Here is a 25,862-nt window from a genome sequence, read left to right on the forward strand (position 1 = left end):
ATCGCCCCCACGGCGCCCTCGGCGGCCAGACGCCCTACGAACGCCTCAAGCAGAAGACCCAGACCCAGGTGTAAGCAAGCTCCGGCAGATGCACACCTAGGGCCGCCCGGCCCGTTCGGGCGCCTCCAGCCATGGGGCGAACTGCTCGGCGACCAGCGACGCCACGGCCGCCGCGTCCCGCGTCCCGTCGACCTCGATCACGCGGACGCCCAGGCGCCGGGCGGCGCGCACCACGTCCTCGGCGACCAGACGGTCGCGGGCGATCCGGTTGGCTTGGGCGCGTGCCGGGTCGCCGACCGGCACGCCCAGAGCGCCCGCGCGCGGGAGGGTGTGGATCTGGTGCTGCCGGAAGTCCTCCGTGGGCACGAGGACGACCATCCGCCGTACCGAGTCGATCAGCGGAACGACCAGCTCGGGCCGCAGCCCCCATCCCTCGGCGATCGCCGGCCGGCCGGTCGACAGGGCACGCAGGTCGTCCAGGGCCCACTCGAACCGCAGGGGGAAACCGGCCAGCGTCTCGGCCGCCATCTCCTCCGGGCTCCGCTCCGTCCAGACCTGCTCGGGCCCCGGATCCGCCACGGCCTCGCCGAGCGCCACCCGCCGCGCGATCCGGCGGTCCTGATGGCCCCGGGCGTCGTGGTAGTCGTAGTGATACACCGTCAGGCCAAATTCCTGGGCGAGGAGTTCGGAGACGGTCGTCTTGCCGGCCCATTGTGCGCCGCCGATCCACAGCATCCGGCGCAGACTGCCGTGCGGATCCCAGACCTCTGCCATGAAAGTCCCCCGTGAGTGGTTGTGTGTCCTGGTGGGTCAGCCGGAGACGTCGCTCTCGTGTGCGGTCACGACGGCCCGCAGGAGGCCCGGGAAACGCTCCTCGAACTCCTCGCGGCGCAGGGCGTTCATGCGGGAGGTGCCCGCGTAGTGCTGGCGGATGAGGCCGGCTTCGCGCAGGACGTGGAAGTGGTGCGTCGCCGTGGACTTGCTGACCGGCAGTGCGATGGTCCCGCAGGCGAGGTCCTCGCCCGCCGCGTACAGCTCGGTGACGATCCGTCGCCTGACCGGGTCGACCAGCGCGTCCAGGACCTGCTGGAGGCCGATCTCGCGCAGCTCGGGGTGGGGCGGGACGCGGTCCCGTCGGCCGGTGCCTGCCACAGCTCTCCTCTTCTCGTCGACCTCCGGGAGGCATCATACGACAGGCGTCAAAGTTTCACAGGCGTAAAAGTTTCACGGGCGTAAAAGTTTCACGAGTGTGAAAGTTTCATGAGCGTCAAAGTTTGACAGCAGTCGAACCTTGCGCTTGGCTGGGCGCGGCGGCGGAGCGGTCCGCCCGCCGCCGTCACCGAGCGGGGAGGGGAAGCCCGATGAGCAAGGCCAGGACGGTGCTGTTCCACGAGTACGGCGGTCCGGAGGTGCTCCGGATCGAAGACGTGGAGGTGGGCGAGCCGGGGCCCGGTGAGGTTCTGCTGCGGGTGGAGGCCATCGGTCTCAACCGTGCCGAGGCGCTCTTCCGTTCGGGCCGCTACATCGAGCCCGCCCGGCGGTTCCCCGCCCGGATCGGACTGGAGGCTGCCGGGGTCGTCGAGGCCGTGGGAGAGGGGGGCGTCGGGTTCACGGCCGGGCAGGAGGTCAGCGTCGTGCCCTCCTTCTCCATGAACGACCACGGCGTCTACGCCGAGCGCGCCGTCGTCCCGGCGTCCTCCCTCGTCCCCCGCCCCGAGGGGCTCGGCCCCGTCGAGGGCGCCGCCGTGTGGATGCCGTACGTCACGGCGTACGGCGGCCTCGTCGAGGTCGGCGGGGCGCGGGCGGGGGACACCGTCGTCCTGACCGGGGCCTCCAGCAGCGTCGGCCTGGCCGCGATCAGGACCGCGCACCGGATCGGCGCCACACCCCTCGCCACCACCCGCACCCGGGCCAAGAGGGACGCCCTGCTCAAGGCGGGCGCGGCCGAGGTGATCGTCACCGACGAGGAGGACGTGGCCGAGCGGGTACGGGACCTCACCGGCGGGCGCGGCGCCGACCTCGCCTTCGACGGAGTCGCGGGACCCGGCGTCACGGACCTCGTCCGGGCCCTCGCCCCCGGCGGCACCGTGCTGCTCTACGGAGCCGTGAGCGGGCTGCCGACCCCGTACCCCGGCTTCGAGCTCGGGATGCCGGCCGTCTCCCTCCGGACGTACACGATGCCGGAGACGACCAGGGACCCCGAGCGGCTGCGCCGGGCCCGCGCCTTCGTCGAGTCCGGGCTGCGCACCGGGTTCTTCGAGGCGGCGGTCGACCGGACCTTCGCGCTCGACGAGATCGTCGCCGCGCACCGGGCCATGGAGGCCGGCCACCAGGTGGGCAAGATCGTCGTGACCGTGCCCCACTGAGGTCCCGCGGGCGTCAGGCCGTCCAGTGCGCCGGGCGGTCGAAGCCCTCCGGGAGGCGGGTCGCCGCGTTCCCGCGCGCCGAGTTCAGCTGGGGCTGCGTCAGGAAGAGGGCGTCCGTGAGGTCCGCGCCCGACAGGTCGGCGTCCCGCAGGTCCGCGCCGATCAGGTCCGCGAGCGACAGGTCCGCCCCCGTCAGGTCGGCGGCGATGAGCAGCGCACCGCGCAGGTCCGTGCCCCGCAGCTTCGCCCCGCGCAGCCGCTTGCCGATCAGGTCCGCCCCGCGCCGGCTCTTCGGACGGCCGCCGGCCGTGGCGCGGACCAGCTCGCTCGTCCGCAGGAGCAGCGGGTTGACCTCGGCGCGCACCGCGGCCACGTCCAGCTTCTCCAGGGCGTCCGGCGTGCCCGCGGTGAGCTCCTCGACCCGGGCCAGCGTGGCCCGCAGCTCGGCGTGGACGGGGCGGGCCGTCCGCAGCGCCAGGGCCTCCGTGAGGTAGCGCAGCAGCTCGTGCAGCTGGCGCACCACCGGGAACACCTCGTACATCTGCCGGGCCGTCTCCGGAGCCTCGCGCCAGGACACGCCGCCGAAGGTCACCTGGGAGACCTGCTGGCCGGCGCCGAAGCAGTCGTACACCGTGCAGCCCTGGAAACCGCTCGGCCGCAGCCGGGTGTGGATCCCGCAGCGGAAGTCCTCCTGGAGGTTCCGGCAGGGCTCGCCCGACGACTTGTTCACGGCGAAGTCGGCCGACTTGGCGAAGGGCAGCGCCACGCAGCACAGGCCGAAGCAGTGGGCGCAGTCGCCGCGCAGGGCGGATTCCCGGGTCTCGGGCACGGTGGAACGGTTCCTTCGCGGTTCGGGGACGGTCCTCCACCGTATCGCGCCGCCGACCTGCTGCTCCCGGTATGGCGCTCACGGCGAAACCGATTGCGATGATCACCGGGGCCGGTGAGGATCGGCGACATGCCGACGTTCACGACTTATGACGGAACCGAACTCTCCTACCGCGTACGGGGGGAGGGTGAGCCCCTCGTCTGCCTGGCGGGCGGGCCGATGCGCGACGCCGGCTACCTCGGGGACCTCGGCGGTCTCGCCGCCCACCGCGCCCTCGTCCTGCTCGACGCCCGCGGCACCGGAGCGAGCGCCGAGCCCGCCGACCCCGGCACGTACCGCTGCGACCGGCAGGTCGGCGACGTCGAGGCCCTCCGCGCCCACCTCGGCCTGGAGCGGATCGACCTCCTCGGCCACTCGGCGGCCGGCAACCTCGCCGTCCTGTACGCCGCCGCCCATCCCGAGAGGGTCCGCTCCCTCGTCATCGTCACCTCCCTCGGACGCGCCCTCGGCGTCGGCACCACCGACGAGGAGTGGGACAAGACCGTCGAGGTCTTCGCCGACCGGCCCTGGTACCCGGAGGCCAGGGCGGCGCTGGACGCCATCGGCCCGGACACCCCGCTGCGGCGCGTGTACGACATCACCGCCCCCTTCGCCTACGGCCGCTGGGACGCGGCCGCCCAGCGGCACGCGGCGGCCACCGACCGGGAGATGAACTGGGAGGCCGCCCCCGCCTACCACGGCGAGGGCGCCTACGACCCGGAGACGACCCGCCGCGCACTCGGCGCGCTCACCGCACCCGTCCTGATCCTGGCCGGCGAGTACGACGCCGGCCCGACGCCCGCCAAGGCGGCCGAGGCCGCGGCGCTCTTCCCGCACGCGGAGCTCGTCGTCCAGCCGGGCGCCGGACACTTCCCCTGGGTCGACGACGCCGAGGCCTTCGTCCGCCCGGTCGCCGCCTTCCTCGACCCGGCCGTCCGCACGGTGACCGTGGACGGCGTACGGCTCGCCTACCGGGTCGCGGGCCCCGAGGACGCCCGGCCCGTCGTCCTCGTCCACGGCCGCGGCGACAACAGCACCACCTGGACCGAGATCACCGCGGACCTGGCCGCCGACCACCGGGTGTACGCGGTGGACCTGCGCGGCCACGGACTCAGCGACCGGCCCGGCGCCTACGGCTTCGAGGACTTCCGCGACGAACTCGGCGGCTTCCTCAAGAGCCTCGGCCTCACCGGCGCCACCGTCGTCGCCCACTCGATGGGCGCCGGCGCCGCGCACCTCCTCGCCCGGCGCGAACCCGGCCTCATCGGCCGCCTCGTCCTGGAGGAGGCCCCCGCCTTCGTCCCCCTCGACCCGCCGCGCCCCGTCGCCGAGCGCCCCGAAGGTCCCCTCGCCTTCGACTGGGAGATCGTCCCCACCACCGACGCCCAGCTGAACGCCCCCGACCCGGCCTGGCGCGAGGAACTCTCCGCGATCACGGCCCCCACCCTCGTCCTCGCGGGCGGCCCGACCAGCCACATCCCCCAGGAGCAGCTCTCCGTCCTGGCCGACGCCCTCCCCGACGCCCACCTCGTCACGATCGAGGCCGGCCACCTCATCCACAACGCCCGCCCGGCCGAATTCCTGGCCGCGGTGAGGCGGTTCGGTCTCTAGGCGGTGTCCGCGTCCGCCTCCACCGCCACCGCGCGGGCCCAGCGGTAGTCCGCCTTGCCGCTGGGGGAGCGCTGGATGCGGTCGGTGAGGACCAGCTGGCGGGGGACCTTGTAGCCCGCCAGCTGGTGCCGGCAGTGGGTCTGGAGGGCCACCAGGTCCAGTGGCTCCGCCCCGGCCCGCAGCTGGACCACGGCGGCGACGTGGTTGCCCCAGCGGGCGTCGGGGACACCGGCGACCAGCGCGTCGTACACGTCGGGGTGGGACTTGAGCGCCTGCTCGACCTCCTCGGGGTACACCTTCTCGCCGCCCGTGTTGATGCACTGGGAGCCGCGGCCCAGGACGGTCACGACACCCTGCTCGTCCACGGTCGCCATGTCACCGAGGAGCACCCACCGCACCCCGTCCCGCTCGAAGAAGGTCTCGGCCGTCTTGGCCGGGTCGTTGTAGTAGCCGAGCGGGACGTGGCCGCGCTGGGCGAGGCGGCCGGTCTCGCCCGCCGCGACGGGGACCCGGGTCGCCGGGTCGACGACCTGGGTGCGTTCGTTGACGTGCAGCCGGAAGCCCTTGGCCGGGCCCGAGTCGTCGGTGGCGCGCCCGTTGGAACCCGACTCGGTGGAGCCGAAGTTGTTGAGCAGCAGGACGTTCGGCATGAGCTCCTGGAGCTGGGCCCGTACCGTCTCGGACATGATCGCCCCGGACGAGGAGAGGCTGAAGAGCGCGGAGAGGTCCGTGCCCTTGAGCGGTCCGCGCAGCGCGTCCACGAGTGGGCGCAGCATCGCGTCCCCGACCAGGGAGATGCTGGAGACCTTCTCCTTCTCCAGGGTGCGCAGCACCTCCTCGGGCACGTACTTGCGGTGCAGGACGACCCGCTGCCCGTAGTTGAGCGCGATGAACGCGGTCAGGGTGGAGGTGCCGTGCATGAGCGGCGGCGCGGGGAAGAAGGTGATGCCGGCGCCGCCGGCCGCGACCCGCTCCGCCAGCTCCTCGGGCCGCTTCACGGGCTCGCCCGACGGGTCGCCGCCGAAGAGCCCCGCGAAGAAGAGGTCCTCCTGGCGCCACAGGACACCCTTGGGCATGCCGGTCGTGCCGCCGGTGTAGATGATGAACAGGTCGTCGGGGGAGCGGGAGCCGAAGCCGCGCTCCGGCGAACCGGTGGCCTCCGCCTCCGTGAACGGCGTGCAGTCGAGTGCAAGGGCGTCCTCGAATGGGGCGCTGTGCTGCGCAGCAGCTCCTTGAGGGGTGGTGGTCGGGCGACGGGAGGGCGGGGTCCCCACCCGCACGAGGTGCCGCAGCTTCTCCGTCTGCGGCAGCGCCGCCGCGACCCGGCCGGTGAACTCGGCGTCGAAGACGAGCGCCGCCAGGTCCGCGTCCCGGTACAGATAGACGAGCTCCTCCTCCACGTACCGGTAGTTCACGTTGACCGGCACGATCCGGGCCTTGAGGCAGGCGAGGACGGTCTGGAGGTACTCGACGCCGTTGTACAGGTGGAGGCCGAGGTGCTCGCCGGGCCGGATGCCCGCGTCGATCAGGTGGTGCGCGATCCGGTTGGCGGCGGCGTCGAGCTCGGCGTAGGTGAGCCGCCGCTCCTCGCCCGTGCCGGGATGGTCGACGTACACCAGCGCCTCGCGGTCGGGGACCACGTCGACGACCGATTCGAACAGGTCGGCAAGGTTGTACTCCACCGTTCCTCCTGACCCCGGCTCGCACTGGTTCACATGGACGTGGCGGTCATTAGAGCGCCGACCGGTCACCGACGGAAGGGGGTGCGCAGAAGAATCTGACTGAGTGTCAGAAAACTATTGAACTGGACCCCCGGCTCCTGCAACCTGTTCCAGAACTGGAGACGGGAGACCCCCATGGGCGGCACCGAACACCTCAGCGTCCGGCGCGAAGGCGCCACGCTCGTCCTCACCTTGAACCGGCCCGAGGCCAAGAACGCCCTCTCACTGCCGATGCTCGTCGGCCTGTACGACGGCTGGCTGGAGGCCGACGCCGACGACGGCGTCCGCTCCATCGTCCTCACCGGCGCGGGCGGTTCCTTCTGCGCGGGCATGGACCTCAAGGCCCTCGCAGGGAAGGGCATGGAGGGCGAGCAGTACCGGGACCGGCTCAAGGCCGACCCCGACCTGCACTGGAAGGCGATGCTCCGCCACCACCGCCCCCGCAAGCCCGTCATCGCGGCCGTCGAGGGGTACTGCGTCGCCGGCGGCACCGAGATCCTCCAGGGCACCGACATCCGGGTCGCGGCCGCCTCCGCCACCTTCGGGCTCTTCGAGGTCCGGCGCGGCCTCTTCCCCATCGGCGGCTCCACCGTCCGCCTGCCCCGCCAGATCGCCCGCACCCACGCCCTCGAAATGCTCCTCACCGGCCGCCCGTACAGCGCCGGGGAAGCCGCCGCCATCGGCCTGGTCGGCCGCGTCGTCCCCGACGGCACCGCGCTGGACGCCGCCCTCGACATCGCCGAACGCATCAACGCCTGCGGGCCGCTGGCCGTCGAGGCGGTGAAGGCGTCCGTGTACGAGACGGCGGAGATGACCGAGACGGAGGGGCTCGCCGCCGAGCTGAAGAGGGGGTGGCCGATCTTCGACACGGCGGACGCGAAGGAGGGGGCGCGCGCCTTCGCGGAGAAGCGAGCGCCGGTGTACCGGCGGGAGTGAGTCCTTCCCCACCCCGCCCCTTCCCGTAACCGGGGGCGCTGCCCCCGGATCCCCGCGCCTCCATCGCCGGCGGGGCTGGATCTCCAGCCCGTCCGGCGATTGAGGACACGGCCGAAGGCCGTACGGGGTCCGGGGCGAAGCCCCGGTCACGGGAAGGGGCGGGGTGGGGGACAGCCCCGCCCAGCGGCCCCCCGCACCCCTCTCCGCCCACCCCACCCAAGGAGCCCGCCCATGACAGTCGCCGAGCCGCCGGAGGCCCTCCGCGCGCCTCTCGTCGTCGAGTTCCCCTTCACCCGTTCCCTCGGCCCCGTCCAGTCCGCCTTCCTCACCGGGCTGCGCGAGCGCACCGTCCTCGGCGTGCGCACCGAGGCGGACGCGGTGCTCGTCCCGCCCGTCGAGTACGACCCCGCCACCGCCGCCGAACTCCGCGAGCTCGTCGAGGTCGCCGCCACCGGCACCGTCACCACCTGGGCCTGGAACCCCGAGCCCCGCCCGGGCCAGCCCCTCGCGACCCCCTTCGCCTGGGTCCTCGTCCGCCTCGACGGCGCCGACACCGCCCTTCTCCACGCCCTCGACGCCCCCGGCCCCGAAGCCGTCCGCACCGGCCTGCGGGTGCGGATCCGCTGGGCCGCCGAACGGGCCGGCGCCATCACGGACATCGCCTGCTTCGAGCCGTACGAGGGCACCGCACAGCACGAACCCACCCCGCACGACGGCCGGTTCGAGAACCCGGTGACCGGCATCGTCGCCCCCGCCCGCCTCGACTACACGTACAGCCCCGGCCGCGCCCAGACCCGCTATCTGCACGGGCTCGCCGAGCGCCGCACCGTCGGCGAGCGCTGCCCCTCCTGCGCCAAGGTGTACGTGCCGCCCCGCGGCGCCTGCCCCACCTGCGGCGTCGCCACCACCGACCGGGTCGAGGTCGGCCCCCGCGGCACCGTCACCACCTTCTGCATCGTCAACATCAAGGCTGCGCATTCGGCGAATCTCGACCTCGAGGTCCCGTACGTCTACGCCCACATCGCCCTCGACGGCGCCGGGCTCGCCCTCCACGGCCGCATCGCCGGCATCCCCTACGACGAGGTCCGCATGGGTCTGCGCGTCGAACCCGTGTGGAGCGAGGACGGCCGCTACCCCGACCACTACCGGCCCACCGGCGAGCCCGACGCCGACTACGACACGTACAAGGAGCTGCTATGAGCCGGGACGTGGCGATCGTCGCCTTCGCCCAGAGCGACCACCGGCGGCACACCGACGACCTCTCCGAGGTCGAGATGGTGATGCCCGTGCTGCACGAGGTGCAGCGGCAGACCGGCCTGAAGGCCTCCGACATCGGATTCACCTGCTCCGGCTCCTCCGACTACCTCGCCGGCCGCGCCTTCTCCTTCACCATGGCCCTCGACGGCGTCGGCGCCTGGCCGCCGATCTCCGAGTCCCACGTCGAGGCGGACGGCGCCTGGGCGCTCTACGAGGCATGGGTGAAGCTCCTCACCGGCGAGGCCGACACGGCCCTCGTCTACTCCTACGGCAAGTCCTCGCCGGGTTCCGTCCGCGACGTCCTCACCCGCCAGCTCGACCCGTACTACCTCGCCCCGCTCTGGCCCGACTCCGTCGCCCTCGCCGCCCTCCAGGCCCAGGCCCTCGTCGACGCCGGCGCCACCGACGAACCCGCCCTCGCGGCGATCGCCGCCCGCAGCCGCGAGGACGCCAGGACGAACCCCCACGCCCAGCTGCCGGGCGCCCGCCCCCAGGGCGCCTACGCCGTCCAGCCCCTCCGGACCGGCGACTGCCCGCCCATCGGCGACGGCGTCGCCGCCGTGATCCTCGCCGTCGGCGACCGGGCCCGCGAGCTGTGCGAGCGTCCCGCCTGGATCCGGGGCATGGACCACCGGATCGAAGCGCACTCCCTCGGCGTCCGCGACCTCACCGACTCGCCCTCCACCCGCCTCGCCGCCGAACGCGCCGGAGCCTTCGAGCGGCCCGTCGACACCGCCGAACTCCACGCGCCCTTCACCTCCCAGGAGGTCGTCCTGAGGAAGGCCCTCGGGCTCGACGACAGCGTGACGATCAACCCCTCCGGCGGCGCCCTCGCCGCGAACCCCGTCATGGCCGCGGGCCTCATCCGGCTCGGCGAGGCGGCCGCCCGCATCCACCGCGGGGAGTCCGACCGAGCCCTCGCCCACGCGACCTCCGGCCCCTGCCTCCAGCAGAACCTCGTCGCCGTCCTGGAAGGAGAGAACCGTGGCTGAAGAACCCGTCGCGGTCGTCGGCATCGGCCAGACCAAGCACGTCGCCGCCCGCAGGGACGTCTCGATCGCCGGACTCGTCCGCGAGGCCGCCCTCCGCGCCCTGGCGGACGCCGAGCTGACCTGGGCGGACATCGACGCCGTCGTCATCGGCAAGGCCCCCGACTTCTTCGAGGGCGTCATGATGCCGGAGCTGTACCTCGCCGACGCGCTCGGCGCGGTCGGCAAGCCCATGATCCGCGTCCACACGGCCGGGTCGGTCGGCGGCTCCACCGCCCTCGTCGCCGCGAACCTGGTCTCCGCGCGCGTGCACCGGACCGTCCTCACCCTCGCCTTCGAGAAGCAGTCCGAGTCCAACGCCATGTGGGGACTCTCCCTGCCCGTCCCCTTCCAGCAACCGCTGCTCGCCGGCGCCGGCGGCTTCTTCGCCCCGCACGTGCGCGCGTACATGCGCCGCACCGGCGCCCCCGACGCGATCGGCTCCCTCGTCGCGTACAAGGACCGGCGCAACGCCCTGAAGAACCCGTACGCCCACCTCCACGAGCACGACCTCACCCTGGAGAAGGTCCAGGCCTCCCCGATGCTCTGGGACCCGATCCGCTACTCGGAGACCTGCCCCTCCTCGGACGGCGCCTGCGCCATGATCCTCACCGACCGCGCCGGCGCCGACCGCGCGCCGCGGCCGCCCGCCTGGGTGCACGGCGGGGCGATGCGCAGCGAACCCACCCTCTTCGCCGGCAAGGACTTCGTCTCCCCGCAGGCCGGCCGGGACTGCGCCGCCGACGTCTACCGGCAGGCCGGCATCACCGACCCCCGGCGGGAGATCGACGCCGTCGAGATGTACGTGCCGTTCTCCTGGTACGAACCGATGTGGCTGGAGAACCTCGGCTTCGCCGAGGAGGGCGAGGGCTGGAAGCTCACCGAGGCCGGGGTCACCGAGCTCGACGGCGACCTGCCCGTGAACCCCTCGGGCGGGGTGCTCTCCACCAACCCCATCGGAGCCTCCGGGATGATCCGCTTCGCCGAGGCCGCCCTGCAGGTACGGGGGGAGGCCGGCGAGCACCAGGTCGAGGGCGCCCGCCGGGCGCTCGGCCACGCCTACGGAGGCGGCGCCCAGTTCTTCTCCATGTGGCTCGTGGGGGACACCCCGCCCACCGGCTGAGGCCGCCGGGCCGGGGCGCCTACCCTGACCTCCATGAACGCGGAACGTGACCTGACCAGGCTCCTCGCCGGGATGCGCCCGGAACTCGACCCCGGCCGCTACGTCTTCACCACGGTGGACGGCCCCGCCCCGGCCGGGGTCGCCCCCGTCGTCACGGTCACCGAGACGGAGGGCCTCACCCTCGTCGTACGGCAGGAGGAGGCGGACGCCGCCGGGCTCGCGTACGACTACGTGGCGGGCCGGATCACGCTCCGGGTGCACTCCGCACTCGACGCCGTCGGGCTCACGGCGGCCGTCGCGACCGAGCTCGCCGCGGCGGGCATGAGCTGCAACGTCGTGGCCGGATTCCATCACGACCACCTCTTCGTCGAACACGACCGCGCGGGTGAGGCGTTGGCCGTCCTGAGCGCGCTCTCGGAGCGGTCGGCCGACGTCACCGGCTGACGGTCTCGACCGGCCCGGCCGGGGGCCTTCGCGGGGCCACGCGCCCCGGCCTGCCGGTGATCGAGATGCTCGCCCCGGGGCGAGCAGGAGGCAGGCCTGCGGACCTCGGCCGTCACTCGGAGCGCCCGGCCGATCGCGCAGGGTGCGTGGCGCCGCCGGGCGCGGACGGTCACCTCCCGGCGGTGCGGACGCTCGGCGGCCCCGGTGAGCAGGGCCGGCCCGAGGCGGCCGCCCGGCGCGTCGCGTCGCGCGCCCGGGCACGTACCATGGCCGTATGTCCTTCCTCCGCCGCCGCAGCGCCGCCACACCCGCGGGCCCGGACTTCGATGTCCTGGCCATGGATCCGGGGGACTGGCCCGGCAATCTCGGCGCCGGTCTGCTGCCCGCCCCCGACGGTTCCTGCCAGGGCGTGTTCCTCCGCTACGACCTGTTCGGCGGCCGCGGACCCGCGATGATCATCGGCAACCTCCCCGAGGGCTCCCCGGCGCGCGAGCTCGCCGACGGCCAGATCCCCTTCGAGGTCGCGCAGCTCCTCGCCGCCCTGGAGAACGACGAGCCGGTCGAGGTCCTCGACACCGAGGACATCCCCGTCATGCAGGGCGACAACCTCCTCATCGTGCGCCGCCTCAAGCTCTCCGAGAGCCGCATCTCCTGCGTCCAGTTCGACCGCAGCGACAACGTCCTCGTGACGATCGCCAGTTGGGACCGGCCGATCACCGACGACCTGTACGCACTGCTCAAGCCGCTGCCCGCCGAGCTGTTCCAGCAGGGCTGACGGGGGAGCGGGGGCCGATGAGCGCGCGCGTCGACGCCTGGATCTGGGCGGTCCGTCTGACCAAGACCCGCTCGCAGGCCGCGGCCGCCTGCCGGGCCGGACACGTCAAGGTCAACGGTGAGCGGGTCAAGCCCGCCCAGGCCGTGAAGCCCGGCGACGAGGTCCGGATCCTCCACGGCGGCCGGGAGCGGATCGTCGAGGTCAAGGAGCTCCACATCAAGCGGGTCGGCCCGCCGGTCGCCGCCGAGGCGTACGTGGACAACAGTCCGCCCCCGCCGCCGCGCGAGCACGTCGCCGTCGCCGCCGTGCGCGACCGCGGCGCGGGACGCCCCACCAAGCGCGAGCGCCGCGAACTCGACGAACTGCGCGGCCGGCGCCCCTGACCGCGCCGGGCAACGGCCCCGGGAACAGCTCCCGGGGCCGTTGACGTACCTCAGTGCGCGACCGACCCGAGCAGCTCCGAGATCCGCGCCGCCGACGTGCCGAGACCCCTCGGCCCCCGCAGCAGCAGCGGGCTTCCGCTGCCCGCGCGGACATCCTCGGCGGAGTAACGCCGTACCTTCCGATGCCAGTTGAGGACGCCCGCGAGCCAGTCCTCCAGCTCCCGCAGGTACGCCTCGAAGGCCTCCCGGCCCGCCGCGTCGAGCCCGAAGTCCGCGTACAGCAGCGGGATCTCACGCTGCTTCAGGTTCTCGTACTGGCGCAGCCGGCCCCGCATCAGGTCGTCGACCATCGACACCGCGGTCGGGTAGTCGCAGTCGAAGAACTTCTGCAGCACCAGGACGCCGTTGTGCACCTCTCCCTCGACCTCGATCTCCTTCTGGTACGAGAAGAGGTCGTTGACGAGCGCCCCGTAGTCCATGACCGCGTTCTCCAGGCTGCGCACCGTCCCCGACCGGAACAGCTCGGGCGGCAGCGTCGCGTCCTGCCGCAGCCTGCACAGCAGCATGGTCAGCTCGGAGCCGAAGGTGCTGCGCCGCATCTCGATGTAGTCGACCGGGTCGGGCACGCGGTGCTGCACCACGTTGTGCATCTCCCACATCCAGCTGTCCAGCATCACGTCGAGCGCGGCCCGCAGCTGCGCCCGCGCCCCGGGCGCCATCGGCGCGGCGGTCCGCTCCCAGATGTCGGCGAGCGAACGCTCCAGCGGGTTGACCGCGCACGCCGCCCCGGCCGCGGGCTCGTCGAGCGGCATGCACGCCTTGAGCCGGTCGGTCTGCTCCTTCGCGCCGGCCAGACTGCCCGTCCGGCCGAAGACGGCCGGGTAGTAGTCGTCCGCGTAGGTGCCCCAGGTCAGCCAGTCGGCGCTGAGCTTCAGCTGCTCCGGGGACGCGTCCGGGTCGAGACCCGCCGCGCACAGGGCGAGGTCGAAGCCCTCCGCCGTCGGCCGGTCCCACAGGTCGTCGAGGAGGCCCTGCCGCTCGGCCCAGTCCACCGTGTGCCGCGCCGCCTCCGCGTGGTGGGGGTTGATCGTCAGCGGGTACGGCAGGTCGAACTCGGGAAGCAGCGACGGCCCCACGTGCTGGTGGGGCGTGTGCGTGAACGCCCGGTGCCGCGCCGCCGCCGGCCGGCCGAAGAGGGTGCGGATGTCGAGCGCGGAGGTGCCGATGATCCCGTCCAGGTGCGAGGGCCCGCCGACCATGCCCTCGTTCATGTAGCGGCTGGAGCGCATGTGCCACTCGTGACCGCCGGACTGCCAGTCCTGGAGCCCCTTCGCGTACGCCGCGACGGCCGCGCACTCCTCGGGACTCAGCCCCTTCTCGGCGGCGAGCAGCGGCACCTCGGTGAGCGCGGTGTTCTCGAACTGCTGGACCCGCGAGGTCAGCAGGTCGTTGACGGCGTTCGCCGCCTCCTGGGTCGTGCAGCCCAGGAAACGCTCCAGGACGAGGACGCCGTTGCTGTTCTCGCCCTCCTCCTCCACCTCGCGCTGGTACGAGAAGAGGTCGTTGCGCAGGTGCACGGCGTCCGAGAAGGCGTCCCTGAGCACCCGCAGCGGCCGGGAGTACGCCACCTGGGCGGGGACCTCGGCCCCCGCCGCGTACTCGACGAGACCGGCCGACCAGGGCGCGCCGCCCACCTTGCGGCGCATCTCGATGTACTCCAGGGGGTTGGCGATCCGCCCGTCGTTGATGTTGTCGAGCTCCCACAGGGACTCGTTGAGCAGATGCTCGGTCGCCTCCGCGAACCGCACCCGCCAGCCCTCGGACATCGCGGGGACCGTCCGCCGCCAGAGGTCCGCCAGACCCGCCTCGACAGGGTTGGTCGGCTCGGGCATCCCGGTGGCCGGGTCCGCCGGCATGAACAGGGGGAGCCGGTCCAGATAGGACTTGCTGCCCGCCCGGTCCTGGGTGCGCTTGAAGACCTCGAGGAAGTGGTCGTCGAAGAAGAAGACCCAGGTGTACCAGTCGGTGACGAGGTTCAGCGCCTCCTCGTCGCAGTCGGGGTGTGTGTACGAGCAGAGCAGCGCGTAGTCGTGGGACTGGAGATCGTGCTCCTCCCAGACCCCCGAGCCCTCCAGCATCCCCATCTCCCGCGCCCAGTCGCACGTGTGCGTGCGGGCGGCCTCCAGATGGGGATTGAGCCGGGCCGGATACGGAACATAGAAATCCGGCATGACGAAGGGCTGAGCCATGTCCTGGGGGGCCTTCCGGTGAGCTGGGGCGATGACCGGCCCAGCCTTACCCGTCGCCCAGGTGGCGCACGCGCTCTCCCGGATAGTCGTATGAACGCCGACGGGGTGGTGCCGGACACCGTGTCCGGCACCACCCCGCACCATTCGGCCAGCCCTCTGTCAGCTCGGGGAAACCCGCACGTCAGCGGCCTTCACGAAGGCGACCCGATGGCCGAACTGGATCTGGTAGTACTCCTCCTGACCCCGGACGACCGTGTGCCCGGTGGGGTCGAACACCGGCGCGAAGTAGTACTCGCCGGGGGTGCGACCACCCACCACGTACCGCTGACCCGCGAGCAGCTTGTACGGCAGCGGCGACACCGACTGCACCGGCACACCCGTCGGATACGCCGAGGCCTCCGGATAGGCCCGCCCGTACACCGGCACCTCCGCCAGACCCTCCCGGGGTGTCAGGACCTGCCCCCGGGCGTTCACCGCCGTCGGCTCCGCCGCCGGGTTGCTGAACCACGCCTTCTGCCCGAGGTACCAGACCGCCGTCCAGTCGCCCCGGCGCTCCGCCACCGCGAAGCTCTGCCCGGTCGAGGCCCGCGCCCCGGTGTCGTTGACCCCGGCCGTGGAGTCCTGCCCGCCCGGCCGCAGACCGATGTCCTTCACCAGGGGCGCGTCGGCGCTCGGCGCGGTGTGCAGGCGCACCGCCCCGCTGCCGTGCGGCACGCACGCCTGGCCCGCCGTCACACAGCCCGAGTAGACCGGCTGGTGGGTGCTGTAGTCGGGCCGGATCGTCACCACGCCCGCATGCGGACCGGCGCTCGGGGTGATCGGTCGGCCGAGCAGCTGGAAGTAGTGCGCCCAGTCCCAGTAGGGCCCCGGGTCCGTGTGCATGTTCTTGATCGAGGACGTCACCGTGCCCGGCACGTTGTCGTGGCCCAGGATGTGCTGCCGGTCCACCGGGATGTCGTACCGCGCGGTGAGGTACCGCACCAGGCGCGCCGACGACCGGTACATCGCCTCCGTGTACCAGGAGTCCGGCGAGGTCAGGAAGCCCTCGTGCTCCAGGCCCACCGACTTGGCGTTCACGAACCAGTTCCCCGCGTGCCAGGCCACGTCCTTCAGCGGCACGTGCTGGGAGATGTGCCCGTCGGAAGAGCGCAGCGAGTACTGCCAGGACACGTACGTCGGGTCCTGCACCAGCTTCAGGGTGGTCTTCCAGTCGGCCTCGGTGTCGTGGATCACGATGTAGTCGATCGACTGGGAGGCGGGCCGGTTCGCCTTGTCGTGGTTGCCGTAGTCGCCGTCGCCGAACTCCTCGTACGGCGCGGGGATCCACTCGCAGGCCACCGAGGCCGGGCACTCCACGGGCCCGGCGGCCGGCCGGCGCAGCCCCAGGGCGTCCACCTGACCGGTCGCGGGCGCCACCCCGGCGGCGGCCGGGAGCGTCACCACCTGACCGCTGTCCGTGGTCCGCGTCTCCCCGGTCCTGATCACGTCGAAGACGTCGTCGGCGTACGTCGCCGCCGTCGCCCAGTCGTCCGCACCGGAGTACCGCGCCACCGCCCCGTACCAGTCGGCCGGGTCCGCGCTCGCGGGAAGCCCGGCCTCGCGCTGGGCCGCCGCGAGCAGTGCCGCCCCGCCCTCGATGTTCGCGGCCGGTACGGTACGCAGCTCCTCGGCCGGGATCCCGGACAGCGCGGACGCCCGCTCCAGGGTCCGCAGCCGCTCGGGCAGCTCCTCGGGCGCGGGCACCGGGACGTCCGCGCCCGTGCGCGCCGGGCGGGAGTCGTCGCCCCGGGCGTCCTCCTCGCCCTCCGAGTGGTGCGGGGCGGTCCGGGCCAGCGCCGTCACCGCGTCCGTCAGGTGCATCGGCCCGTAGCCGCCGGTCACGCTCGGCGCACCGCCGTGGGTGTCCCACCGCGACTGCAGATACGAGACGGCGAGCAGCACGCTCTCGGGGACGCCCTGACGCTCGGCCGCCCGCGCGAACTGCCCCTGCAGGACACCCGCCTCGGGCACCTCGGCACCGGCGGGCGGGGCGGCGGACAGCAGCGGAAGCAGCAGGGCGGCCGACGCCAGGGCGCCCACCGCCCCCGGCACACGGATCGGTGACGGACGTCTGCGCGATACGGAACGGAGCAAGGCAGCCTCCAGAGGCAGGGGGTGACACGGGGGCGTGCGGGGCCGAACCCGTACAGGGGTATCGGCTCCCGGACGTTCCGTCAATCACGCCTGCGCAAACGGAAGTTCCCACGTCAGGGCGGGAATGGAGGCCAAACGGCGGAGTTTCGCGGAGACGGGTCCCGGGCCTGGGACGCGTCACTGGAGTGGACCAATGGAGAGGCCCTGAGGGAGTGGCCGACGCGGACAAGCCGGTGCGCCGCGTCCCGGTGTGTCGGCACCGGGCTCACGGCGCACCGCCCCCGTGTGGTCGGCCGGACCCGCCCCTTCAGCGCGTCCCGACCGCCGCGCGCACGGCCCGCCGTGCCATGGCGCAGTCGTCGTGCAGCCGCCTCAGCAGCAGCCGCTGTTCCTCGCCGGGCGCGAGCGTCCCCGACGGCACCGGCACGGAACCGGCAGGCGGAGCCTCCTTCATGGTGCGCTGCACCGCCGTCTCGTACGTACGGATCTCCCGCGTCAGCACGATCATCAGGTTCACCAGGAAGGCGTCCCGCGAGGCCGTGCCCGCCTGCTGGGCGAGCCCACTGATCTGGCGCCGTGCCAGCGGCGCGTCACCGAGCACCGCCCACAGGGTCGCCAGGTCGTAGCCGGGCAGGTACCAGCCCGCGTGCTCCCAGTCGACGAGGACCGGTCCGGCCGGGGAGAGCAGGATGTTGGAGAGCAGGGCGTCACCGTGACAGAACTGGCCCATGCCCTGACGTCCGCCCGCGTGCGCCAGACCGTGCAGGAGCTTCTGCAGATCGTCCCGGTCCCGGTCCGTGAACAGCCCGAGCTCGTGGTAGCGGGCGATCCGGGCGCCGTAGTCCAGCGGGGCGTCGAAGGTCCCGGCCGGCGGCCGCCAGGCGTTGAGCCGGGCGATCGCACCGAGCGCGGCCCGCACGTCCGCCCGCGGCGGGGCCTCGACGGGGTGGCGCGACAGCGCCGCCGCCCGTCCGGGCATCCGCTCGATCACCAGGGTGCAGTTCTCCGGATCCGCGGCGATCAGCCGCGGCGCCCGCACCGGCGGACGGTGGCGGACGAAGGAGCGGTAGGACGCTATCTCGTGCCGGAACCGCTCGACCCACGCGGGGGAGTGGTCCAGTAAACACTTCGCGACCGCCGTGGTCCGCCCGGTCGTCCCGACGATCAGTACGGAACGGCCACTGCGCCGCAGCACCTGCACGGGGTTGAACTCCGGGCAGATCCGGTGGACCGACGCGATCGCCATCTTCAACTGCGCCCCCTGGGGGCCGGACAGGTCGATTCTCCCGCTGACCGGCTGGGTACCGGTGCCGCCCGCCCAGCGCCTCGGCCTGACGGCCTGGGGAGCGGGGGCCAGGTACGGTCCGGCGCCGGCCGGGACGATGCGGTGCTGCGGCCGGGGCGGTGCGGACACGGAGGACGATGCTGTGTACATGGAGGTGACAGATCCCTTCGTGCGCCGACGAGTTGCGTGCGTCGCCCCGCCCGCCCCCGGTCCGCACCCTGGGGAATGAGGGCCGGTCGGCGGGGCGGGGTGGCGCGTTCCTACCTGACACCCGGGCGCGGGTGGCGGAACATCTCGCGCACCCTGGCGAAGCCTGGCGAATTGTCGCCAGGCCTATGACAGAGGGCTACTGTCAACTCAGCCGAGAACCTGGGGGCTTAGACGTGACCGGACAAACCAACACCCGCCTGGCAGACCTGTTCGGCCTGGCCGGCTGGTCCAAGGGCGAACTCGCGAGACTCGTCAACCGGCAGGCGGCGGCCATGGGCCACCCCCAGCTGGCGACCGACACCTCGCGGGTGCGGCGGTGGATCGACCGGGGCGAGACCCCGCGCGATCCCGTCCCCCGGGTGCTGGCAGCACTGTTCACCGAGCGACTCGGCCGTGTCGTGACCATCGAGGACCTCGGGTTCGTACGACACGGGCGCGCCGGAAAGAAGCAGGACGTCAGGAAGACGGAGAACCCTGACGGGCTGCCCTGGGCACCCGATCGTACGGCGGCGGTCCTCACCGAATTCACGGGAATGGACCTCATGCTCAACCGACGCGGCCTGGTGGGCGCGGGTGCCGCGCTTGCCGCCGGCTCCGTACTCAGCAACGCCATGCAGGACTGGCTCCAGACCGACCCCGCACGCAAGGGCGCCGCCCCGCGGGCCACCGATCCCCTCCACGCCGACCCCGCTGGGTTCGACCGCTACGAGGCCGCCCCCATCGGGTCGGAGGAGATCGAGGCCCTGGAGCACTCGGTGGAGGTGTTCCGTGCCTGGGACGCCTCCCGGGGTGGCGGCCTCCAGCGCAAGGCGGTCGTGGGCCAGCTCAACGAGGTGGGCGGCATGCTCGCCTACCGTCACGCCGACCACCTCCAGCGGCGCCTGTGGGGCGTCGCCGCCAACCTGGCGGTCCTCGCGGGCTGGATGTCCCACGACGTCGGTCTCGAACCGACGGCGCAGAAGTACTTCGTCATCGCCGCCCACGCGGCGCGCGAGGGCGGCGACCGGCCGCGGGCCGGCGAGGCGCTGTCCCGGGCGGCCCGCCAGATGGTCCACCTGGGCCGCCCCGACGACGCCCTCGACCTCATGAAACTCGCCAAGACGGGCTCGGGCGAGCGGGTGCTGCCCCGCACGCAGGCCATGTTCCACACCATCGAGGCCTGGGCGCAGGCGTCGATGGGCCGGGGGCAGGCGATGCGCCGTACCCTCGGCGAGGCCGAGGAACTGTTCGTGTCCGACCAGCGGGACGAGAAGCCGAGCTGGATGCAGAACTTCGACGAGGCCGACATGCACGGCATGCAGGCCCTGGCCTACCGCACCCTCGCCGAGCACGACCCGGCTGCGGCGATCCCCGCGCAGCGTCACGCCAAGCTGGCGCTGGAACTGCGGCGCGGCGGGCACGACCGCTCGAAGCTCTTCGACCACATCTCGATGGCCTCGGCCTGCTTCATCGCCGACGACCCGGAGCAGGCCGACCGGTACGCCCGGCTCGCCCTGATGTCCATGGGGGACACCTCGTCCCACCGGACCTGGGACCGACTGCGGGAGATGTACCGGCTCACCGGCCAGTACGCGGGCTACTCGAGGATCGAGAACCTGCGCGAGGAGATCGAGCTGGCCCTCCCCAGGTCCCCCGTCAACCGCCCGAGGACCGGACAGGCCTGAGCCTCCCGGTCCTGCGGGACGGGGAGGCTCGGGAAGGTCTCGTCACGGGGTCGGGCCGACGCCGGCGTTTCAGCGGGTGAGGCCAGTTCAGTGGGTGACCCGGGTCGGCTTGAGTCCGGCTCAGTGGGTGACCGGGCCGGCTTCAGACTGGCTCAGTCGGTGACCCGAGTCGGCTTCAGTCCGGCTCAGTGGGTGACCGGGCCGGCTTCAGGCCGGCTCAGTCGGTGACCCGGACCACCATCACGCAGGCGTCGTCCTCGCGTGACTCCTCGTCGAACTCCTCCACCACCGCGCGCACGCCGTCCTGGGCGTCCCGCGCCTCCGTGAGCCGGGGGCCGAGGGCGAGCAGCCGTCGCGTGCCCGTGTCGTCGTCCGTGCCACTGCCGCGGGTCAGCCCGTCGGTGTGCAGGACCAGCAGGTCACCCGGGTTCAGCCGGGTCTCGACCTCGCCGTACGCGGCGCCGGTCGTCGCCCCGAGCAGGACGCCCTCGGGCCGCCGGAGTGCGTGCCCCGTCCCGTCGCGGAAGAGCAGCGGGGCGGGGTGGCCGGCCTGCGCCCAGGTCAGGGTCTGGGCCACCGGGTCGTATCTGCAGCACATCGCGCTGCCGAGCGCGGGCTGTACGGAGGTCTCCAGGAGCTGGTTGAGGTGGCCCATCAGCGCGGCGGGGCGGATGCCCGCGACGGCCATGCCGCGCAGCGCTCCGAGCAGCATGGCCATGGAGGAGGTCGCGGCGACCCCGTGGCCCGTCAGATCGCCGACGGTCAGCAGCGCGTCCCCGTCGGGCAGCGCGAGCGCGTCGTACCAGTCGCCGCCGATCAGACCGGTGCTGGAGGCGGGGAGGTAGTGCGCGGCCACGTCGAGGGGGGCGGGGCCGTCGTGGGCGAAGCGGAGCGAGCCGCGCCAGGGCGGGAGGACCGCCTCCTGCAGCTCGACGGCGACCCGCCGTTCGGTGAGCTCGATGTGGCGGCTGCGCTCCAGGCTGTCCCGGCTCTCGCGGACCGCCCGCTCGCTGCGGCGCAGCTCGCTGACGTCCCGCAGGACGGCCCACATGGAGGCGGTGCAGCCGTCGGTGTCGAGCACGGGTTCGCCGGTCATGTGCACCGTGCGCACCCGGCCGTCCGTCCGGACGATCCTGAACTCGCCGTCGATCGGCTTCCCGTCGATCAGACAGTCCGTCACCATCGCCTGCAGGACGGGCTGGTCCTCGGCGAAGACCATGGTGGGCATCTCGTCGAGCGACATCGGGCCGCTCTCGCGGGACCGCCCGAAGATCTGGAACAGCTCCTCGGACCAGCTGACCTCGTCGGTGAGCAGGTTCCACTCGGCGGAGCCGACCCGGGAGAGCAGCGACCCGGTCCGGGGCGGGGCGGACACGCCGTACGCCGTGCCGGGGGCGGTCGCGAGGGAGGTGTCGACGACGACGTCGATCTCGTCGGACTGGTCCTCGGGGGTGGCGCTCGCCGGGACGCCGGCCCGGAGCTGGCCCAACTGGGCGCCCAGATCGTCGAGCTGATGGACCGCCAGGTCGCACAGGGCACGCTGCCAGCGCTGCTGGGGATCGTCCTCGTCCGCCACGGCGTCCCGGCGGACGGCGTCCACCTCGCCGCGCAGGCGGCGGGTCTGTGAGATCAGTGCGTCCACCGCGCCCGGCTCCGGCGGCTGGGCGGGGCGGTCCGCGAACAGATGGGACGGCATGTCGTACTCCGATACAGGCGCGGCGCGGCCAAGTGTGGAAGGTGGCCCGTAGACGACTGTTGCACAGCCCGGGACAGCCCGTAAGGGATTTGGCAACACTCGATCCGGTGGTGCTTCTGGCATATGTCAAAGGCCCGGCGATTATCGGACAGGGTGCGACCCGTTACGGTGCTGGGGTGGTGAACGACGACGGAAACGGCACGGTGGGCGCGGCGACGACGGCCACGAGCGGGGTGGTGGCGGGCGAGTCGGACATGCGTACGGGGGCGGATGTGGTGGTGCCGGGTGAACGTTTGCCGGGTGCTTCGACGGCGGGTGCGGCGGCCATGAGCGCGGTGGGTACCGCGGTGCTCCTCGCGGCCGCCCCCGCCGGCCGTGGCCGCGCGATGGACGCGGCCTCCGTTCTGCCGGCGCTCGCGGCCGTCCCGCCCGGGGTCCTCACCGGCACCGCGGCTGCCACGGTCGTCGAACTCGCCGATCCGCTCGACCCGCAGACCGTCCTGACCCGGCTCCGTGCGGCGGCCGCGAGCCCCGGCCCCCTGGTCGTCTGCCTCGCGGGCCAGCTCCACCTCGACCGCCGCCAGCAGCTGCCGCATCTCGCGCTCGCCCGCACCACCCCGGCGACCCTCCGCTACACGGCCCTGCCCTGGCACTGGCTCGCCGGCGAACTCGGTGTACGGCAGCCCGGGACCACAACCGTCGTCGCGGATCTCGCGGCCGACCAGGAGGTCTGGCAGCGCCTCGCCGCCGCGCCCGGACTGCTGCACCTGGGGCCGGGCCCCCTGCTCTACGCGCGCGTGGTCCCCGCCCCACGCAGGGGCGAGCCCACGACCCCCGAGTACCTGCGCGCCTGGGCCGAACTCTGGCGCTCCGGAGCCCGGTTGGCACCGTCCGCCGCGCACGCGGAGGCCGCGGCGAGGGCGATGACGGTGGCGCCGACGCCGGAACCGCTGTTCCTTACGCCCGGGTTGGTGCCGACACCGGCGCCGCTGCCGGCCGTGGCGGTTGTTCCGGGTCCTGTGGCGGGACCGTTGCCAGGGCCTGTGGCGGGACCCGTGGCGGGTTCGCCGGCGGCGCCGGGAACCGGGCCCGTGCCGGGTCCGGCGGCGGGCACTGCGCCTGCGCCCGTCTCGGCGTCCGTGCCGGGAACCGGGCCCGTGCCGGGTTCGGCGGTGGGCGCTGCGCCTGCGCCCGTCTCGGCGTCCGTGCCGGGTTCGGGGTCGGTGCCTCTGTCCGAGACCGCAAGCACGCCCGCACCCGCTTCGACGGCCCTGCCCGCGCCCGGTACTGCACCTGCTCCTGTCGCGGCTTCTGCGTCGGCGACCCACTCCGCACCTGCCGCTGCTTCTGCTGCTTCTGCTCCTTCGGTGTCCGCGACCGGCGCCGCGCCCGCGCCCGCTTGGGCGCCCAAGCGCGCGACCGGCCCCGCACCCGCCCCCGCGACCCGCCCCACCCCCGCGATCCGCCCCGCGCTCGCCTCGGCCCCCGCACCCGCGCCCGTGCCGGCTGCCCGCCCCGCCCCCGTTGCCCTGCCCGCAGTTCCTCCTGGGTTCGTGCCCGTGACCCCTCCCGCGCCCGGGTCCGTCGGCGTGGGCGCGCCGAGGGGCGTGGAGGACCCGCATCCCGCGATCCTCGCCGCCGCCAGGGCCGGGCGGCACGGGGAGGCGGCGGCGGTGGCGGCGGCCTGGGAGCACGACGCCCTGCGCCGCCACGGACCCCGGTCCATGGAGGCCGTGCACTGGACGGAGGTACGGGCCGACCTCGCCCGCCTCGCCGGGGAGCCGGCCCGCAGCTGCGAACTCTGGCTCGCCGCGGCCGAAGCCCGGCTCGGTCTTGGCCAGCGCCCGGACGACCCGGACGTCGAAGGGGCCGTCGACCGGGCCCACCACCAGTGGGAACAGATCGGCGACCGCGACCGCGACCGCGACCGGGCCCGGGCCATCGGCCCCACCCTGATCGCGACCCGGCGACGGGTTCCGGGTCGCCGGCCCGGCGCGCTGGCCGCCCTCACCCGTCGCATGGGCTGAACGGCCCGAACAGTCCGGAGTTCCCCGTCCCTGAAAGGTCCGACACGTGACGCCCTCGCTCGCCAACGCCCAGCGCTCGCTCGCCGATCCGTCCGTACGCCACCCGTTGTGGCCGCCGCTCACCCGGGGCTGCCCCGTCACCTCCACCGAGGAGGTCGCGTACCCCCTCGACATCGACTACGCCTACGACCGGGTCCCCGCCGACCTGTTCAAGCGCCCGGCCGCCCACGGCCTGGAGCGGTGGGCCCCGCTGCTCCCGCCCCTCGCCGCGCCCGGTCTAGGGGAGGGCAACACGCCCCTGGTCGAACTGGCCGACGGCGTCTGGATCAAGGACGAGTCGCGCAACCCCACCTGGAGCCACAAGGACCGGCTCAACCGGGTCGCGGTCAGCGCCGCCGTCGCCTCGGGGGCACGGGGCATCGTCGTCTCCTCGTCCGGCAACCACGGGGCGGCAGCCGCCGCCTACGCGGCACGTGCCGGACTTCCGTGCGCCGTGTTCACCTCCCCGTTCGCCCCGCCCGCCGTGGCCTCGCACCTCCGCGCCTACGGAGCGACGGTGCTGACCGTTCCGTACGAGTCGGTCCGCCCGTTGATGCGCCGCATCGTCGACGAGCTCGGCTTCCAGAGCGTCAGCAGCGTCACGGACACCGCCCACACCGGGCACCCCTTCGGGCCCGAGGGGTACAAGACCCTGGCGTACGAGCTCGCGCTCGACCTCGGTCGCGCACCGGCGGAGGTGCATCTCCCCACCGGGTACGGCGAGTTGCTCTTCGGCGTGGCCAAGGGCTTCCAGGAGCTCGCGCGGCTCGGGGTCACCGACTCCGTCCCCCGTGTGTACGCGGCCGAGCCCGCCGCGGCCGGCGCCCTCACCGAGGCCCTGCGCACCGGCCGGCCCGTCGCCCGCGTCCCGGTCGGACCGACCACCGCGTACGCCATCGACTGCGAGGTCAACAGCTACCGCGGCGTCCTCGCGGTCCGGGAGACCGGGGGAGCGGCCCACACGGTGACCGATGATCAGATGGCGGCCGCACGGGCGGAGTTGGCCGCCCAGGGCATCTGGTGCGAGACCTCCTCCGCCGCCGGGCTCGCCGGCCTGCGCGCCCACGGGCCACGGGAGGTCGACGGCCCGGTGGTGTGCGTGGTCACCTCCAGCGGCTACAAGGACGTCGCCACGGCGAAGGAGACCTTCGAGCCGACGGCCCCGGACTGGGAGCCGATCAAGGCGGCGCTCACGGCCGGGGAGGCCGGACCGCGCTGACCGTCCCTGCTCATTCCGACAAGGTCGATCTCGGGCGTCCTCATCGAGGCGCGGCGGCGACGCCCGGCCTCCGCGTCCCACCCCGTTCCTGAGGCAGCGGGACAGGCGCCGGTGGGCGCCGCCCGTCGGGGTTCAGTCACCCCTCTCGCCCTTGGCCGCCGCCGGGAGCACGACCCGGACGCCGAACTCGTACGTCCCCGTCGCCCCGGCGATCGCGACGAAGAGGTCGGCGAAGTGTTCCTGGCCCCGGGCCGTGGCGATGCCGCCGAGGTCGAGGACGGAGTCGTCGGGCCAGCCCAGATCGCCGAGCAGGCCGCGTACCACCGTCTTGGCCCCCGCGTCCTCGCCGGACAGGAACACGGTGCTGGGCCCCTCCAGGGAGTCGGGCGCGACCATCACGCCCCGGTCGATCGTGGAGAAGGTCTTCACCACGCGGGTCTCCGGGAACGCCCGCTGGATCTCCTCGCCGAGGCTCGCGACCGGGTGGGACGGCGTGCCGTCCGCGAGGAAGCCGACCGCGACATCCAGCAGGACCTTCCCGGCGAGCGCCGGGGCCCCGATCGTGCCGAGCAGGGCCATGGAAGCCGTGCCCGGGGTGGCGTTCACCAGGACCTCGGCGTGCGCGGCGGCCGCCGCCGAGTCCTCGATCCGTAAACCCGCCGCGACGAGCTCCTTCAGCTCCGCCGGCAGCTCAGGGTCCCGGGGCCGCCGCGACCCGATGACCACGTCGTGGCCGGCCCGCGCCCACGCCGACGCGAGTGCCTGTCCTACATGTCCTGTTCCAAGGATTCCGATGCGCATGCGGATCATCCTGGCCGGGCCCGGACC

The 25,862-nt window shown here is 73.4% G+C and carries 22 protein-coding genes; 12 read left to right on the plus strand and 10 right to left on the minus strand.

Annotated elements, in window-relative coordinates:
• Positions 1-96: 96 nt before the first annotated feature.
• Together AC07AW_RS30230 and AC07AW_RS30235 are read right to left on the minus strand one after the other, a co-directional pair.
• Positions 97-774, minus strand: coding sequence for a hypothetical protein (locus AC07AW_RS30230; RefSeq protein WP_478818628.1), 678 nt, complete (start codon positions 772-774; stop codon positions 97-99).
• Between the two features lie 36 nt (positions 775-810).
• The gene (locus AC07AW_RS30235; RefSeq protein ID WP_478818629.1) at positions 811-1,152 is read right to left on the minus strand and encodes an ArsR/SmtB family transcription factor; all 342 of its coding nucleotides are present in this window, start codon (positions 1,150-1,152) and stop codon (positions 811-813) included.
• Positions 1,153-1,361: 209 nt separating this feature from the next.
• On the opposite strand from AC07AW_RS30235, the gene AC07AW_RS30240 reads away from it, so the two are divergent.
• Positions 1,362-2,366 (plus strand): zinc-dependent alcohol dehydrogenase family protein, encoded by a 1,005-nt coding sequence (locus AC07AW_RS30240; RefSeq protein ID WP_478818630.1) that lies wholly within the window; start codon positions 1,362-1,364, stop codon positions 2,364-2,366.
• A gap of 13 nt (positions 2,367-2,379) precedes the next feature.
• On the opposite strand, the gene AC07AW_RS30245 is transcribed toward AC07AW_RS30240, so the two are convergent.
• Positions 2,380-3,195: a pentapeptide repeat-containing protein gene (locus AC07AW_RS30245; protein ID WP_478818631.1), complete on the minus strand. Its 816-nt coding sequence runs from the start codon at positions 3,193-3,195 to the stop codon at positions 2,380-2,382.
• A 129-nt stretch (positions 3,196-3,324) separates the two neighbouring features.
• Between AC07AW_RS30245 and AC07AW_RS30250 the strand changes: the two genes are divergently transcribed.
• A complete protein-coding gene (locus AC07AW_RS30250; protein ID WP_478818632.1) occupies positions 3,325-4,845 on the plus strand; it encodes an alpha/beta fold hydrolase in 1,521 nt (506 codons plus the stop codon).
• Here AC07AW_RS30250 and AC07AW_RS30255 read toward each other — a convergent pair.
• Positions 4,842-6,527 carry an acyl-CoA synthetase gene (locus tag AC07AW_RS30255; RefSeq protein WP_478818633.1) on the minus strand — a complete coding sequence of 562 codons (1,686 nt, stop codon included), beginning with the start codon at positions 6,525-6,527 and terminating at the stop codon, positions 4,842-4,844. The genes AC07AW_RS30250 and AC07AW_RS30255 overlap by 4 nt on opposite strands.
• Positions 6,528-6,701: 174 nt before the next feature.
• Here AC07AW_RS30255 and AC07AW_RS30260 point away from each other — a divergent pair, with 174 nt between their 5' ends.
• The 7 genes from AC07AW_RS30260 to AC07AW_RS30290 all read left to right on the plus strand — a co-directional run bounded on the left by AC07AW_RS30260 (position 6,702) and on the right by AC07AW_RS30290 (position 12,512).
• Positions 6,702-7,502 carry a crotonase/enoyl-CoA hydratase family protein gene (locus AC07AW_RS30260; RefSeq protein WP_478818634.1) on the plus strand — a complete coding sequence of 267 codons (801 nt, stop codon included), beginning with the start codon at positions 6,702-6,704 and terminating at the stop codon, positions 7,500-7,502.
• Between the two features lie 231 nt (positions 7,503-7,733).
• The gene (locus AC07AW_RS30265; RefSeq protein ID WP_478818635.1) at positions 7,734-8,702 is read left to right on the plus strand and encodes a Zn-ribbon domain-containing OB-fold protein; all 969 of its coding nucleotides are present in this window, start codon (positions 7,734-7,736) and stop codon (positions 8,700-8,702) included.
• On the plus strand, positions 8,699-9,751 hold the full coding sequence (locus tag AC07AW_RS30270; protein WP_478818636.1) for a thiolase domain-containing protein: 1,053 nt from the start codon (positions 8,699-8,701) through the stop codon (positions 9,749-9,751). The genes AC07AW_RS30265 and AC07AW_RS30270 overlap by 4 nt, the downstream gene beginning before the upstream one ends.
• Entirely contained in the window at positions 9,744-10,910 is a 1,167-nt protein-coding gene (locus AC07AW_RS30275) for a thiolase domain-containing protein (RefSeq protein WP_478818637.1), read from the plus strand. Before AC07AW_RS30270 ends, AC07AW_RS30275 begins: the two co-directional genes overlap by 8 nt.
• A gap of 33 nt (positions 10,911-10,943) precedes the next feature.
• A complete protein-coding gene (locus AC07AW_RS30280; protein WP_478818638.1) occupies positions 10,944-11,354 on the plus strand; it encodes an ACT domain-containing protein in 411 nt (136 codons plus the stop codon).
• A gap of 274 nt (positions 11,355-11,628) precedes the next feature.
• A complete protein-coding gene (locus AC07AW_RS30285; protein ID WP_478818639.1) occupies positions 11,629-12,129 on the plus strand; it encodes a hypothetical protein in 501 nt (166 codons plus the stop codon).
• Positions 12,130-12,146: 17 nt separating this feature from the next.
• Entirely contained in the window at positions 12,147-12,512 is a 366-nt protein-coding gene (locus AC07AW_RS30290; RefSeq protein WP_478818640.1) for an RNA-binding S4 domain-containing protein, read from the plus strand.
• 50 nt (positions 12,513-12,562) lie between these two features.
• On the opposite strand, the gene AC07AW_RS30295 is transcribed toward AC07AW_RS30290, so the two are convergent.
• From AC07AW_RS30295 to AC07AW_RS30305, 3 genes are all read right to left on the minus strand, one after another.
• The gene (locus AC07AW_RS30295) at positions 12,563-14,761 is read right to left on the minus strand and encodes a terpene synthase family protein (RefSeq protein ID WP_478818641.1); all 2,199 of its coding nucleotides are present in this window, start codon (positions 14,759-14,761) and stop codon (positions 12,563-12,565) included.
• 159 nt (positions 14,762-14,920) lie between these two features.
• Positions 14,921-16,840: an N-acetylmuramoyl-L-alanine amidase gene (locus AC07AW_RS30300; protein ID WP_478818927.1), complete on the minus strand. Its 1,920-nt coding sequence runs from the start codon at positions 16,838-16,840 to the stop codon at positions 14,921-14,923.
• Positions 16,841-17,201: 361 nt separating this feature from the next.
• Positions 17,202-18,329 (minus strand): aminoglycoside phosphotransferase family protein, encoded by a 1,128-nt coding sequence (locus AC07AW_RS30305; RefSeq protein WP_478818642.1) that lies wholly within the window; start codon positions 18,327-18,329, stop codon positions 17,202-17,204.
• 233 nt (positions 18,330-18,562) lie between these two features.
• Between AC07AW_RS30305 and AC07AW_RS30310 the strand changes: the two genes are divergently transcribed.
• The gene (locus tag AC07AW_RS30310) at positions 18,563-20,053 is read left to right on the plus strand and encodes a DNA-binding protein NsdB (protein WP_478818643.1); all 1,491 of its coding nucleotides are present in this window, start codon (positions 18,563-18,565) and stop codon (positions 20,051-20,053) included.
• Positions 20,054-20,270: 217 nt separating this feature from the next.
• Here AC07AW_RS30310 and AC07AW_RS30315 read toward each other — a convergent pair whose 3' ends face one another.
• Both AC07AW_RS30315 and AC07AW_RS30320 read right to left on the minus strand, forming a co-directional pair.
• Positions 20,271-21,749, minus strand: a complete 1,479-nt coding sequence (locus AC07AW_RS30315) for a PP2C family protein-serine/threonine phosphatase (RefSeq protein WP_478818644.1) — start codon at positions 21,747-21,749, stop codon at positions 20,271-20,273.
• 163 nt (positions 21,750-21,912) lie between these two features.
• Complete coding sequence (locus AC07AW_RS30320) at positions 21,913-22,077, minus strand: hypothetical protein (RefSeq protein WP_478818645.1); 165 nt, start codon at positions 22,075-22,077, stop codon at positions 21,913-21,915.
• Between AC07AW_RS30320 and AC07AW_RS30325 the strand changes: the two genes are divergently transcribed.
• Both AC07AW_RS30325 and AC07AW_RS30330 read left to right on the plus strand, forming a co-directional pair.
• On the plus strand, positions 22,076-23,776 hold the full coding sequence (locus AC07AW_RS30325) for a hypothetical protein (protein WP_478818646.1): 1,701 nt from the start codon (positions 22,076-22,078) through the stop codon (positions 23,774-23,776). The two genes, AC07AW_RS30320 and AC07AW_RS30325, sit on opposite strands and share 2 nt — an antisense overlap.
• 46 nt (positions 23,777-23,822) lie before the next feature.
• Entirely contained in the window at positions 23,823-25,034 is a 1,212-nt protein-coding gene (locus AC07AW_RS30330) for a threonine synthase (protein ID WP_478818647.1), read from the plus strand.
• Between the two features lie 132 nt (positions 25,035-25,166).
• On the opposite strand, the gene AC07AW_RS30335 is transcribed toward AC07AW_RS30330, so the two are convergent.
• Positions 25,167-25,835, minus strand: coding sequence for an NADPH-dependent F420 reductase (locus AC07AW_RS30335; RefSeq protein WP_478818648.1), 669 nt, complete (start codon positions 25,833-25,835; stop codon positions 25,167-25,169).
• Positions 25,836-25,862 lie beyond the last annotated feature (27 nt).

Source organism: Streptomyces sp. NPDC044003, from assembly GCF_056435185.1.